Genomic DNA, 14,211 nt, shown 5'->3' on the forward strand with positions numbered 1-14,211 from the left:
GCATCAGCCAGAAATATCGATCATGGCTCCTGATCATGCCAAGCATGGAGCGTGTAACAGACTGATTTTAAATGAATCACTATAGTTCCTGAGCCCCCAGAAACAATGCTCCATTAATCCATGGGAAGTCCTTCCCGCTTACTGAGCGTCGTTAATGCCGCCGGTGCTAAGAAATATTTCGGGCGATTGAGCTATTTCCCTGACGCGGCTCTGCCGGCCTCGCGCCCAGAATAGAGACAGCCGCCCAGAAACGTCCCCTCCAGCGCGGCATGGCCGTGATAGCCACCCGCTCCGAAGCCCGCGACCTCTCCCGCCGCGTAAAGTCCCGGGAAAACAGCGCGGTCATCGCCCAGCACCCGGCCTTGCAGATCGGTGGCAAGCCCACCAAGCGTCTTGCGGGTCAGGATATGCAGGCGCACGGCGATCAGTGGCCCGGCTTTGGGGTCCAGAATGGGATGCAGCCGGGCGGTGCGCAGCAAGCGATCCCCGCGATAGAGCCGCGCCCGCCTGATGGCGCCAATCTGGGCATCCTTGCCGAACGGGTTTTCAAGATCGGCATCTCGTGCCTCTATCTGCGCCCGGATCGCTGCCGCATCAAGCGGCGCATCCTGCGTCAATCGGTTCATGCCCGCGACCAGCTCTTCCAAATCGCTCGCCACGACGAAATCATCGCCCCGGCGCTTGAATGCCTCGACGGGCGCCGGAGCCCCCTTTGACAACAGGCGCCCGCGCAGAACCTCGCGCCAGCGCCCGCTCTCCAAGTCGGGGTTCTGCTCGGACCCGGAAAGCGCGAATTCCTTTTCGATGATTTTCTGCGTCAGGATGAACCAGCTATGATCGTAGCCCGTCTCCCGGATCCGGCGCAGCGTCGCCATCGTGTCGAAACCCGGATAACAAGGAGCCTCCATCCGGCGTCCCATGGCATCCAGCCAGATCGAGGACGGCCCGGGCAGGATACGGATCCCATGCGCAGGCCAAATCGGGGCGAAATTCGTGATCCCTTCGCAATAATGCCACATCCGGTCCGCATTGATAATCAGGGCGCCAGCATCCCGGGCAATCTCCTGCATCCGTCCATCGACATGATCCGGCACACCGCTCAGCATATGTTTCGGAGGCGGCCCCAGCCTCTCGACCGGCCAGAGCGCGCGCACCCGGTCGTGATTTCCACCCAACCCACCCGAGGCAATAACGACCGATCCGGCCGTCATCTCGAAATTTGCCACGACTTCACGGCTACTCGGCTGCCCGCGCGAAACGTCATCCCCGGCCAATACCTCGCCCGCAACGCCACGAACCCGCCCGGCCTCGACCCGCAGGCCGCTTACCCGGTGCCGGAACGCGAAACGCAACCTTCCCCCTTCACATGCCTCGCGGCATAGCCGGAGGAATGGCGCCAGGACCCCGCCGCCAACACCCCAGGTCACATGGAAACGCGGCACCGAATTGCCATGCCCATCGGCCAGACCGCCGCCCCGCTCGGCCCAGCCGACGACCGGAAACCAGCGCATGCCCAGCCCATGCAGCCAGTCCCGCATTTCACCCGAGGCGAAATCGACGAACGCCTCGGCCATCCTCCGGGGCAGTTCGTCCTGCGGACCGGAAAACCGCGCTGTCCCCATCCAGTCGCGCAAGGCCAGATCGCGACTGTCGCGGATTCCCATCCGGCGCTGTTCCGGCGTATCGACCATGAACAGACCACCAAGCGACCAGAAAGCCTGCCCGCCCAGAGACTGCTCTCCTTCCTGATCCAGAACCACGACCCGCTGGCCGTGCCGCACGGCCTCACTCGCCGCTACCAGCCCAGCCAGTCCGGCCCCGATCACAATGACATCCGCTTCCATCGCCGCCCCTCCCCGTGTGCTCAGCTTCCGGCAAGCGTCGCATGACAGTCAACCGCCGCTCCTTCTTTGCCCCAAATACTTTGCGGGGGAGCCGTAGCGAAACGACGACGGGGGCCCAAAAGAAGCAGCCGGTATTTGCAGTCCGTTACAGATAGGGTGTCACTGCTTTATGATCAGGCTGTTGCGACGATTATTCACCCGAGTTCCGATATCACGAAGCATGCATGCGAGTCATGAACGCGTCCAGGGTTGACCGGATTGGGCGTCGTAGGTTTTGGGCATTTTCACATCGGACAGCGCGGCGGCATCCATGCCTGTCCCCCGCGATGAGCCTGGCTGGAGAAACCGGTTTCAGACGCAATCGCCGCGATGCTGTCATCGGTATTTGCCAGCAGCCAGCGCGCCCATTTTAATCGCTCAGATAGAACATATTATGCTGGGGTGACCCCAAGCGCGTCCTTGAAAGCCGCACTGAGGGCCCTGCTGGTCATTCCCACGAGCCGCGCGAGTCCGTCCACCGTGATCGGATCGCCAAGGGTATTATCGATATGATGGCGCAGCAGGTCTATTTTCGCCGGTGTGAGGGGCCGCTTTGCACCCGTTTCATCCATCAATGACGCAGGGCGCCTCTGCAAAAACGTCTCGGCCGGGGTTTCGCCGTAGCGCGTGTGATAGCGCCTGACGAACCGGTCAAGATCAACGAAGCCGAAGCGCCTGGCGATGTCCGCAGGGGATGTGGCCTGCAAGTCCCCCAGGAAAGCATTCCGTGCCCGCCTCATCCGTTCCCAATACAAAACCGTTCGTGGTGGCACTCCCAGTTTTTCACAAAACGCGCTGTGAAGAGCTGCGCGCTACATCCGATATAGGTTGCGACATCGGTCGGTGTGATGGGAGGTGAGAGTTGCTCTCTATGTAGGCCAAAGCCTTCTGCACATTCTTCTCGCTCAGCGTCTCGCGCCGACCGAAATGATCACTGTAATTATGCGGGTGCATCACCAGCATCAGCGTGATCGCGTAATCAATCAGGTTGCGGATGGCGATCTCGGAAGAAGTGTCCGGCTTCAGAAGTGCATCAAAGGACCAGACTACCCGATCCCAATATTCCTTCAGTTCCGGAGAAAAGGGGTTGTGCTCCAGGACCACAGGCTCGTCCAGCGGCCGGCCAAGCCATCGTGCGCAAACAGTATCGATTTCATCGAAGCTGGTCTGGGTGGAAATATGGGCAAGGTGTCAGATCTCGCTACGCGGACCAGCGCGTGGCGGGCTGGCCTGGAAGGATCGGAGATTACCGGGTCTCAGTTTCCATACTCTGGTTTTACCAAACGGATACGTTGGCGTGTTAGCGGCTGATGGTGGCATCGAGAATCTCTTCATATCCGCATATCGGCGGTATCCGCATTTTCACCCCCGATCTCGCCGTTTCGGCAGATCCTCCCCTGCCCCCTACAAATGGATCAATCATGCCGTTCGAGACTGCCACGATCTTCCCTGACAGCAATCTTGTTCCGGCAAGTCCTGCCCAGAACGGAATCTGGCTCGCGCAGCAACTCAGCCCCGATGGCTATCTCTTCAACCTCGCGGAGTATCTCTCGCTGAAAGGGAAACTCGATGCCCCGGTTTTTCTTCGTTCCCTTCACTATCTGACAGAGGAAGCCGAGGCGCCGCGCGCCCGGTTGCTGGATCACGAAGACGGTCTGATGTTGGAAATTTCACATACTTACGACGAAAAAATTCCGCTGATCGATCTGAGCGAGGAAGCCGATCCGCATGAAGCGGCGCTGCGCTGGATGCAGGCAGATCTGAAGGATCAGGATGGTGAACTTTGGCGGGCCGCACTCATCCGCCTGCATGAGGATCACCATCTCTGGTATCACTGCGCGCATCACGTGCTTCTGGACGGTTTCTCAGGCGGCCTTCTCGCCCGGCGCTGCGCAGATATCTATACGGCACTTGAACAAGGCAATACGCCTCCCCCCTCCCCCTTCTCTCCTGCAACCACACTTCTCGAAGCGGATCTTGCGTATCGGCAAGGAAAGCGGATCGAACGCGACCGGGCTTACTGGATTGAAAAACTTTCTGTTCCCCCGGAGCCCGTCACACTTTCGACTGGCGGGACGCGCAGTGGAGGCGTGTTGCGCGCGACCCGCCAACTGGACATCGGGGAAAGTGACCGCCTACGTGCATTTGCGACGACCTCCAGCGCCTCTCTCCCACAGGTCATGGTCTCGGCATTCGCCGCATATGTCCACCGGATGACGGGAGCGGAGGATTTCGTTCTGGCAATGCCTGTGATGGGGCGGATGTCCAACCATGAACGTGCTGTCCCGATGATGGCGGCGAACGCTGTAGCTCTTCGGTTTTCCATACCGGCAAACGGCAGCTTCTCCGATCTCATTTGCCAATGTGGGCAAGTGATGATGGGCGCGATGCGACGTCAGAAATACCGGTTCGAGCATGTACGTCGGGATCTCGGGATGAGCGGGCCCGTGCAGCAGATCGCGTCCATGGCTGTCAATTTCGAGCCATTCGACTACGACTTGCGCTTCGGCGACATCAAGGCCGAGGTTACGAACCTGTCCAACGGATCTGTCGACGACCTGACCGCATTCATCTTTGATCGTGGAAATGGCCACGGATTGACCATCGTTCTCGACGCGAATCCAGGACTCTACACAGCAGCAGACGTGGAACGGCATGTGCAGCGCCTGCATATTCTTCTCGGCGAGATGGTATCGACCCCCGAAAGCCCTATCGGTGAGACAAGGATCTATCTGCCCGGCGAAGCGGAAGCGATCGCTCGCTGGTCCGAAAACGGACCCATCCCCACCGGTGAGAGCTGGCTGGATGCATTCGAACACCAGCTTCTCCACAACCCCGGGCATTGCGCTGTCAGTGACGGGAGAAACAAGCTCAGCTATGCCGAACTTGACCAGACGGCTTCGCGGATCGCCAGGGTCCTTCGGCAAAGCAATGTCGTCGAGGGTGATATCGTAGCCCTGTATCTTGACCGCGACGTCCTTCTGCCCGCTGCGATCCTTGCGCTGCACAAGATGGGCGCGGTATATCTCCCGCTTGATCCCGATGCACCCCGGAAACGCAACGACCTCATCCTCGGGACCGCTCGGCCCAAAGCCCTCCTCGTATCGGCAGAGATGCCGCCGGAAAGCATTCATGAAGGATGCGAGCCGATAGTTCTTGGCACATCCCTCCTATCTGGGGAGCCTGCCGGTTGGGACGGATTTCAGGGGCGGGTAACAGGAGATCATCTCGCCTACGTGATTTTCACCTCAGGCTCCACCGGCACCCCGAAAGGGGTCGAGATCCGGCACGGGGCCCTCGCCGCCTTGCTGGCATCGATGCGCGATGCAATCGGGGCAAGCGCAAAGATCCGTATGCTAGCCGTGACCACGATCGCATTCGACATCGCAACGCTCGAGCTGCTGCTTCCGCTGACCGTGGGCGGAATTGTCGAGATAGCCTCGCGTCAGGACACGCTCGATCCGGACCGACTCACCGCTCGAATCGAACAGGCGCAGGTAACTCACCTTCAGGCGACTCCTGCGCTGTGGCGAATAGCGCTCGAAGGGGACAGCCGAAGTATATTCGATCTTACCAAGATCGTCGGTGGTGAGTCACTACCACGCGACCTCGCGATCGCGCTCGCGGCAGGCGGTCCGCTCTACAATGTCTATGGTCCGACAGAGACGACGATCTGGTCCACCATCGCCCGGATTCATCCCGGCTTCAACGGCAATCCTCCAATCGGACGCCCGCTTGCCGGAGAGACGATCCATATTCTCGACCCGTTCGGTCATCCTTCACCGGTCGGGGTCACCGGCGAAATCTGGATCGGTGGAGTAGGCCTCGCGAATGGATACCACCTCCGACCGGACCTGACTGAAGAGCGGTTTCGTGAGAGCCTCTTCGGACGCCTCTATCGCACCGGTGACTTTGGGCGCTGGTCGGAGGACGGGCAGATCGAGCATCTCGGACGGATCGATTTCCAGATCAAGCTGCGCGGTTATCGGATCGAAGCCGGAGAGATCGAAGAAATCATGCGAACCTTTCCCGGCGTGCGCTATGCGGTTGCAACCCAATCGGCTGCAACCGGTGCTTTGCTGGGCTATTTCTGCGCATCAACCGATGTCAGTTCTACATTACTCGAGAACCATATCCGCGAACACCTTCCCGCATATATGGTTCCACAACGGTTCGTGCAGCTTCCGTCGCTCCCCCTCAACGCGAATGGAAAGGTCGATATTAGGGCACTCCAGTCCTTCGAAACCAGAGCATGTTACTCGGATCGACACGAGGTTGCGCCGGGGCGTGCCCCGACGTCCACCGAGATGCGGGTTCTCGCGATCGCGCGTGAGGCATTGGGACGGGCGGATTTGGAACTGGAAGACAATTTCTTCAAGGCCGGTGGAACCAGTCTTTCCGCGGCACGCCTGGTTGCCGCTCTCCGCCGCGAATACTCGACGAATATCGCCCTCGCCAGCATCTTTGCAGCCCAGGATTTGCGGGCCTTCGCGCGCGAGATCGAAGAGATACCCTTTCAGGACCCGCTTTCCGCGGTCCTTCACTTGCGCCAAAGCACAGGCTACGCGCCGACCCTGTTCTGCATTCACCCTGTGTTGGGGATCGGATGGGGTTACGCTGCACTGCTTCAAGCGCTTCCCGAAGAGGTTGGCCTTTGCGTTCTGCAGTCTCCCGGTCTTACAGAGCCTGCAGTCTGGCCGGATCTGCGAACGATGGCGCAGGAATATCTGGAGACGATCCTCAACGAACAGCCCGACGGTCCATATCATCTTGTCGGCTGGTCTTTCGGCGGATTGACGGCCCAGGAGATCGCGGCTCAACTGGAAGCCCGGCAAAAGCGTGTCGCCACTCTATGCCTGCTTGATGCCTACCCGTTCCATCCGGGAAGCTGGTCGATACACGAGCATGACCGCATACAACAAACCCTGATCTTCATGGGAGAGCATCCCGATCCCAATATCCGGACAATCGAAGAGCTCGTCGCAAGGATTGCCACACGTCCCGAAATCGAAGCGCTCCGCGTCAATCAGGGTAGTAATCGGTTCGAGCAGCTCCGCGCCAGAATTCAGGAAGTAGCTGAGACGAATCTTGAACTCGCGCAACGCCATATTCCCAAGAGGATCACCGCTCCTATTCTTGATTTTTGCGCCACAGAAGGTAAAACCGAGATGCTCAGCGAGTTACTGGATTGGCAGGATGGTGTCTGGGAAGCCCATTCCCGCTCAGGCGCGACGCGAATTGCCGTGGCGTGCAGCCATAACGATATGCTCGGCCCTGCCAGCATCGCGACAATCCTGCCCTATCTCATCGGAAAATCCAGCCCGTGACTACAACAAAAATAACACGACATCGAACACAGACGACACCGAGACGTTGCCTTTACAAAAGCCCCGAGTAAAGCTAGCTTTGTGGGCAATCGGGATAGTCGAGTGCTTCATCTCAGAGTTAACCATCTGGCATTGAAGGAGCAGAAATATGACATCCCAATGCCCGCGTATCATCCCCTTGCTGATATTGGTTGCGGCGGGATGCGCATCGCCTGTGCAACAACATGAGACGGAACTGTCGGTGCACGAAATTTACGTGGCCCCGCAAAAAGTTCCCTGCACTGGGGTGGGACCGATACTATGTCTGCAGACCCGCGAAACCCCGGATCAGCCATGGCAGCTTTTCTACGGCGAGATTCAAGGCTTCGATTTCCGTCCCGGCACCGAATACAGACTTCGCGTTATCGAGGAGCCGGTCTCGAACCCGCCAGCGGATAGCAGTGCGATCCGAACTACCCTCGATCAGGTGCTTGAAGAACGCAAAGTCTCCTCCCCGAGCAAGCGGTTATGAGCACACGCATAGGCATCATCGATTACCATCATGATGATGTCGGATATCCTGAATCCGCGGCAGATGCTTGAACCCTTCGACGGGAAGTATGACAAATCGTGTCTTCGCGCCCCTCCGAATGGCGGTTGGCGCTTCGTCCGCAACAACCAAGTATGCATAAGGACGATACCACCGACAAGGTTCAAGCAGACCAAGCGACTGCGCGACCAGGCCGAAAAAGGCGGGTTACGCTTTGATGCCTATCTGCCTCCGGAACTGGCCCTATGGCTGCTCGACAAGATCAAACAGGAACAATTCCTCGACCCGTCCGAAGCTGTGTTCGTGATCCTGGGCGAACATGAGAAGCTGGAGCCTTATGCCGATCTACGCCAAGAACTGTTCGAACGCAGTTTGCAGGCCGCGATTGACGCCTCCCGACCGCCTCCCCTTGGAGGACGTCGTGACCGAAATGCGGGAGCGAATGAAGCAGCCCCGACCAGAACCGGCGATATGGCACCGTCTGCGGTAAGGGTTGCGGATGGGATAGGGCTGGCCGGCCCACCCCGAGACTGTCAAATAAAAGTGGGGCGGACCCGCCACTGTCTTCTGGCTCCAATATTTGCGGGGCCGAAGCCTAGCCGGCAGGGTTGGCTCACAGGCAAGTATCGTTTACCATTTGTTCTATTGTGGGCGAGTTGAAATATGGAACCCTGGCACAAGAGCGATGAACCAATGCCCGGAGGGAACAGCGCCACAGATAACAGAGCGAAACAAGCCCCTCTAAGCCATTCTGTTCGCAAAATAATCCACGTAGACATGGATGCTTTTTATGCGTCGGTTGAGCAGCGCGATCACCCGGAACTGCGGGGCAAGCCCGTCGCCGTGGGCGGAGCGGCACTGCGCGGCGTGGTGGCGGCGGCCAGCTACGAGGCGCGGGCCTATGGGGTGCGCTCGGCCATGCCCTCGGTCACGGCAAAGCGGCTTTGCCCCGGCCTGATCTTCGTGCGTCACCGCTTCGATGTCTATCGCGCGGTCAGTGGCCAGATTCGTGATATCTTCAATGACTACACCCCGCTGGTGGAGCCCCTGTCGCTGGACGAGGCCTATCTGGACGTGACCGACCATCTCTGGCCCGGCCAGACCGCCACTCAGGTCGCCCGCGAGATCCGTGCGCGCATCCGCGAGATGACCGGACTGACCGCCAGCGCCGGGGTAAGCTATAACAAGTTTCTGGCGAAGCTGGCATCGGACCAGAACAAGCCCGATGGCCTTTGCGTCATCCCTCCCGGGCGCGGCGCCGATTTCGTGCTGACCCTGCCGGTGGAGAAATTCCATGGCATCGGCCCGGCCACGGCGGCAAAGATGCAGGCGATGGGCATCCATACCGGCGCCGATCTGCGCGCGCAGGATCTGGATTTCCTGACCCGGCGCTTCGGCAAATCGGGGCGGTATTACTGGAATATCTCGCGCGGGATCGATCACCGCCGGGTCAGCCCCGACCGCATCCGCAAATCCGTGGGGGCCGAGAACACCTATTTCACCGACCTGATGACGCTGGAAGAGGCGCATGGCGCCCTTGCGCCGCTGGCGGAAAAGGTCTGGCGGCATGTTTCCCGGAACGATCTGCAGGGCCGGACCGTGACGGTCAAGGTCAAGTTCTCGGATTTCAAGCAGGTCACCCGCGCCCGGACCCTGCCGCATGCCGTGCGGACCGAGGCCGAGATGCTGGCGCTCGCCCGGGAACTGGCCGCGACCGTGCTGCCCGACCCGCGCGGCGCCCGCCTGCTGGGCATCACCCTGTCGGGCTTTGAACAGGACGAGGGCCGCGACCAGACGCAGTTGCCGCTTTTTTAGATAAATGAAAAGCATAATATTCGCATAAACATGGTAGGCTTTCGCGAGACTGCGCATCACACGCAGAGCGCAAATCCACCATGAGCATAATTATCAGACCTGCTATTTCTGCCGGCCCATCAGCCGGTGAAGAGAAATTCTGTGTTTACAAAGATCAAAACCAGCCGTCACTTTACCCTTGGGCGTGGGCTGCATCGCACCGACATTATACACCAAATACGATTCACACGCGCCTCACCCACATAAATCAAATTGAGAACTGGGCAGAGCTCCAGGGAATTGACTTGTACGATAAGGTAGTGCACGGATATGGCCTTGATGAAACAAGGCTGAGAGATCTCAGCTATCATCTTTCCCTTCGCTCAAGCACATTGAGGTCACTTGTTTAGGGTCAGGCCTCGTCATTTTCATAGCCAGAAGATGATAGTCGCCACGAGTGCGATGGCGGATAAGAAGACCTTGGGACATCTGTCGTAGCGTGTTGCGATATATGAGGAGGATCAGATAACAGTCCGGGGGGACTATTATCCTGACGAACGGCTCGAGACACGCCATCCGCGCGTCACAATCGCAAACGCGCTTTGCAAATCTCGTATGAAATGGACCAATCAGGCCGCCTGAGAAATACAGTTGCTAAGTAGTTAGAGGCCGCTCCACTGAACGCCGCTGGTATGGTCTACATAGCATATCGATATGGATGATCTTGCGGACCCGTTCGGGTCCGGCATCGCGGGGCGCTTCGGCCCCGTCCGTCATTCCGTGAAGACACGGGCCGCGCCAGCCTCCATCCCGTCGCCCGCGCGGTCAAAGCGGATATGGGCGATGCCGCGCCCGTTCGATTGGGTGAACAAGGTCCCGACCTCGCGCCCCTCGCGGGTGATCGGCGTGCCGACCGGGGCTTCGCCCTCGATCCGCAGGGTGGTCAGGCCCTTGCGCAGTTCGGTCTTGTGCTTCATCCGCGCCGTGACCTCTTGCCCGACATAGCAGCCCTTACGGAAATCGACGCCATGCAGGCGCTCGAACCCGGCTTCGAGAATATAGGTTTCATTGGGGATCAGTTCGACCAGCGTCTCGGGAATCGTATGGGTCACCCGGATCGCGTCCCAATCGCTGCCGTCATCGCCCGTGCCGCTGTAAAGACGCCAGCCAAGCGCCTCGTGCCGCGGATCGGGGATCGCGCCTTCCGGCACCGGGCCGGTCCCGCGCGCGACGGTCATGGCGACAGGTTCGAGCGTGACCTTCGAGCGCAGCCTGTAAAGCGTCAGGCGGCGGATCAGATCCTCGGCCAGATCGGCATGGATATCGAGCAGCAGCGCATCACCCTGCGGCACGACCAGGAAATCCGCCAGGTATTTTCCCTGCGGCGTCAGAAGCGCCGCCCAGCACGGCGCCCGGGTGACATCGTTGGTCACAAGGCCTTGCAGGAAATCCACCCGGTCCTCTCCGGTGATGCGGATGATCTGACGCGTCATGAGGGTTCTCCGAATTGCATTGCCACAAGATTGGCATAGCTGCCGCCCTTGCTCATCAACTGGTCATGACTTCCCTGTTCGACAACCCTGCCGGCATCGATCACCACGATCTTGTCAGCATTGCGGATGGTCGAAAGCCGATGCGCGATGACCAGCGTGGTCCGCCCCTTGGAAAGCCGGTCCAGCGAATCCTGCACCAGCCGCTCGCTGGCGGAATCCAGCGCGCTGGTGGCTTCGTCCAACAGCAGGATCGGGGCATCGCGCAGCACGGCCCGGGCAATGGCGACACGCTGGCGCTGCCCCCCCGACAGGGACGAGCCGCGCGGCCCCGCCGCGCTGTCCAGCCCCTGGTTCAGCCCGTCGGTGAATTCCGAGACATGCGCGGCCTCCAATGCCTGCCGGAGTGCCGTCTCATCGGCATCGGGGCGTCCCATCAGGATATTGTCGCGCAATGTCTCGTCGAACAGCGCCGCCTCCTGCGACACGGTCGAAAACTGGTCGCGAAGCGTTTCAAGATCGTATTCGGCGACCTCGATGCCTCCCAGCAGGACGCGTCCGCCATCGGGGTCTACCATCCGGGTGAGCAGGTTGAACACGGTGGATTTGCCCGCCCCCGAAGGCCCGACCAGCGCCGTGGTCTGCCCGGCCTCGGCGCGAAAGCTCAGCCCGTGCAGCACCTGCTGGCCGTCATAGGACAGCCGCACATCATCCAGTTCTATCGACGTGTCGGTGGGGGCTTCGCGGCGCGGCCCTGGCAGGATGGTCGGGCGCGTGTCCAGTATCTGGTAAATCCGTTCAAGGCTCGCGGCGGCGGTCTGCCAACTTCCCGCCGTTCCGCCAAGGCGCCGCATCGGCTGGAAGGCCAGCGCCAGCGCCGTGAAGAAGGACATGAAGTCGCCGACGCTGCGCGTGCCATCCATCACCTGGCTACCACCGAGCGCCAGCACCGCCACGAAACCGATACCGGTCACGATATCGGTCAGTGCGGGCATCAGCACGCTGGTCGCGGCAACCTTGATCTCGGCGCGGCGGATACGTCCGATGATCTCGCCGAAACGCCGCGTCTGCGCCTCCTCTGTCCGGTTCAGCCGGATCGAGGCGATGCCGTGCAGGATCTCGTCCAGCCGTGTCGCACGCAGGCTGGCATTGGCGCGGGATTGCCGCATCTTGCGGCGGATATAGCGCTGGATCAGCGCAGCCGGCGCGACCAGCAGCGGCACCCCGATCAGCGCCGCCACCGTCCAGGCCGGATCGATGCTCACGGCAACCGCGAACAGACCGATCAGCGAGATCACGTCACGCGTCGCCCCGGTGATGATGGTCGCCCAGACCCCCTGCACGGCGATGGTATCCCCCTGGACCCGTTCGATCAGTGCACCGGGAGAGTTGTCCCGGAAGAACCGGCCGTCCAGCGTCAGGATATGCGCCAGCATGTCGCGCTGCATCTCGGTCGAGATGTTCAGCGAGATCCGCTTGAGCAGTGACCGGCTGGCGATCAGCGTCACCGCGCGCAACAGGAAGATCGCAAAGATCGCGCCGCCGACCCACCAGATCGCATCGGCGTCCTTGCCGATAAAGACCCGGTCGAATAGCGGCTTCAACATCCAGGAAATCAGTGCCAGTGTCGAGCCTTCGACCGTCATCAGGCCGAAGGCCAGGGCCATCGCGCCGCGATGCTGGTGAAGGTAGTTCTTCCAGAGCCTGACGAAGAGTTGCCGGGACGGAAGCTCTTGGGTGGCTGGCTGTGTCACGGAATGATCATCTCCTTGGCCGGACCGGAAAGCTCCGCCCTGTCGTGACGGATCAAAGAACTCCATACCGCCATATCCCGTCCCGGCGGTTACGGGCAAGCCGCGAAACCGCGCATCCTTCCCCGTTGACCTCGGGCGGGAACAGGCATACCGATTTTGCAGTTTGTGAAGGAACGCCATCATGAGCCTGGCCTTTGGGCATCCCGTCATCGCCATTCCCGGCCCCTCGCCCACCCCCGACCGCGTGCTGCGCGCCGCGCATTGCGCCTCTCCCGACATCTACGGAGAGGAGCTGCCAAAGCTGAACCAGCAAGTCATGGAACAGCTGAAGCACCTGGCGGGCACGAGCGCCAACCTCGCCCCCTATATCGGCAACGGCCATACCGGGTGGGAGGCCGCGGCGGCCAATCTCTTCGCGCCGGGCGATCGGGCCCTGTTGCTGGTCTCGGGGCATTTCGGCGCGTCATGGGCCGCCCAGATGACCGAGATGGGCATAGCAGTCGAGGTCATGGATTTCGACAATGCCCCGCCCCAAGCCGAACGCGTGGCGGCGAGGCTGGCCGAGGACCGCGATGGCCTGATCCGCGCGGTGATGGTCTGCCAGACGGATACCGCCAGTTCCGCCGCCGCCGATATTCCCGCCATCCACGCGGCGATGGAGGGGCATCCGGCGCTGCTGGTCGTCGATGCCATCGCCTCACTGGGATGTTCGCCGATGCACATGGATGCATGGGGCGTCGATGTCCTGATATCGGCCAGCCAGAAAGGGCTCATGTGTCCGCCGGGGACGGCTTTCGTCTGGTTCTCGGAGCGGGCGGCTGCGCGGGGGCGCACCGCGCTGACCACTCCGATCTGGGATTGGCACCTGCGGGCAAAAGCCGAAGCACCCTGGCGCTTCTGGAGCGGAACGCCGCCGGTTCCGCAGCTTTTCGCGCTGAAAGAGGCGCTGCATATGCTGCTGGACGAAGAGGGGCTGAAGGCCGCATGGGCACGTCATGCAGCGCTTGCCGAGGCGGTCTGGGCCGCCGTCGAGACATGGGGCAAGGGAAATCCGGGCATCCGGCTGACCGTGGCAGAACCGGTAGGACGCGCGAATGCGGTCACGGCGCTGTCGCTGCCCGGGGCCGATGCACTGCGCAAATGGACCAGCGAGAAGGCCGGCGTTACCCTGGGCGTCGGACTTGGGGCGAAAGATCCCGAGAACGCGCTGCGTATCGCACATATGGGCCATTGCAACGCCGCCATGGTCATGGCCACGCTTGGCGCGATGGAGGCCGGGTTGAGCGCCCTGTCGATCCCGCATGGCAGCGGTGCCCTGGAGGCGGCGGCGCAGGTCATCGCGATCCGCGCCTGACACAGCCCGCCGTGGCGGATCGGGGTCAGGCAATTGCCATGAAACCCCCGCGCGACCCTGACCAGCTACAAGGAGCGAGT

The 14,211-nt window shown here is 60.9% G+C and carries 10 protein-coding genes and 1 pseudogene; 5 read left to right on the forward strand and 6 right to left on the reverse strand.

The window, feature by feature from the left end; all coding sequences use genetic code 11:
- Positions 1-191: 191 nt before the first annotated feature.
- The 3 genes from C9E81_RS14455 to C9E81_RS14465 all read right to left on the reverse strand — a co-directional run bounded on the left by C9E81_RS14455 (position 192) and on the right by C9E81_RS14465 (position 2,987).
- Positions 192-1,844 carry an FAD-binding dehydrogenase gene (locus tag C9E81_RS14455; protein ID WP_122113062.1) on the reverse strand — a complete coding sequence of 551 codons (1,653 nt, stop codon included), beginning with the start codon at positions 1,842-1,844 and terminating at the stop codon, positions 192-194.
- A gap of 431 nt (positions 1,845-2,275) precedes the next feature.
- Positions 2,276-2,656, reverse strand: coding sequence for a helix-turn-helix domain-containing protein (locus C9E81_RS14460; protein ID WP_166461921.1), 381 nt, complete (start codon positions 2,654-2,656; stop codon positions 2,276-2,278).
- A 10-nt stretch (positions 2,657-2,666) separates the two neighbouring features.
- The gene (locus C9E81_RS14465; protein WP_122113064.1) at positions 2,667-2,987 is read right to left on the reverse strand and encodes a hypothetical protein; all 321 of its coding nucleotides are present in this window, start codon (positions 2,985-2,987) and stop codon (positions 2,667-2,669) included.
- 317 nt (positions 2,988-3,304) lie between these two features.
- Here C9E81_RS14465 and C9E81_RS14470 point away from each other — a divergent pair, with 317 nt between their 5' ends.
- From C9E81_RS14470 to dinB, 4 genes are all read left to right on the forward strand, one after another.
- Complete coding sequence (locus tag C9E81_RS14470) at positions 3,305-7,210, forward strand: non-ribosomal peptide synthetase (RefSeq protein WP_166461922.1); 3,906 nt, start codon at positions 3,305-3,307, stop codon at positions 7,208-7,210.
- Between the two features lie 148 nt (positions 7,211-7,358).
- Positions 7,359-7,721: a DUF4377 domain-containing protein gene (locus tag C9E81_RS14475; protein WP_122113066.1), complete on the forward strand. Its 363-nt coding sequence runs from the start codon at positions 7,359-7,361 to the stop codon at positions 7,719-7,721.
- Between the two features lie 30 nt (positions 7,722-7,751).
- Entirely contained in the window at positions 7,752-8,399 is a 648-nt protein-coding gene (locus C9E81_RS23125) for a hypothetical protein (RefSeq protein WP_208021179.1), read from the forward strand.
- Between the two features lie 33 nt (positions 8,400-8,432).
- Positions 8,433-9,554, forward strand: a complete 1,122-nt coding sequence (dinB, locus tag C9E81_RS14485) for a DNA polymerase IV (protein ID WP_122113067.1) — start codon at positions 8,433-8,435, stop codon at positions 9,552-9,554.
- 407 nt (positions 9,555-9,961) lie between these two features.
- Here dinB and C9E81_RS14490 read toward each other — a convergent pair.
- The 3 genes and pseudogenes from C9E81_RS14490 to C9E81_RS14500 form a co-directional block, all read right to left on the reverse strand.
- Positions 9,962-10,042: pseudogene (locus tag C9E81_RS14490) on the reverse strand (IS5/IS1182 family transposase); the annotation flags it as partial.
- 264 nt (positions 10,043-10,306) lie between these two features.
- Positions 10,307-11,026, reverse strand: coding sequence for a CAF17-like 4Fe-4S cluster assembly/insertion protein YgfZ (gene ygfZ, locus C9E81_RS14495; RefSeq protein ID WP_122113068.1), 720 nt, complete (start codon positions 11,024-11,026; stop codon positions 10,307-10,309).
- Entirely contained in the window at positions 11,023-12,690 is a 1,668-nt protein-coding gene (locus C9E81_RS14500) for an ABC transporter ATP-binding protein (protein WP_243698675.1), read from the reverse strand. Before C9E81_RS14500 ends, ygfZ begins: the two co-directional genes overlap by 4 nt.
- A gap of 268 nt (positions 12,691-12,958) precedes the next feature.
- On the opposite strand from C9E81_RS14500, the gene C9E81_RS14505 reads away from it, so the two are divergent.
- Entirely contained in the window at positions 12,959-14,131 is a 1,173-nt protein-coding gene (locus C9E81_RS14505; protein WP_122113070.1) for a pyridoxal-phosphate-dependent aminotransferase family protein, read from the forward strand.
- Positions 14,132-14,211: the final 80 nt, after the last annotated feature.

The sequence above is a fragment of the Paracoccus alkanivorans genome (assembly GCF_003697785.1).
GTDB lineage: Bacteria > Pseudomonadota > Alphaproteobacteria > Rhodobacterales > Rhodobacteraceae > Paracoccus > Paracoccus alkanivorans.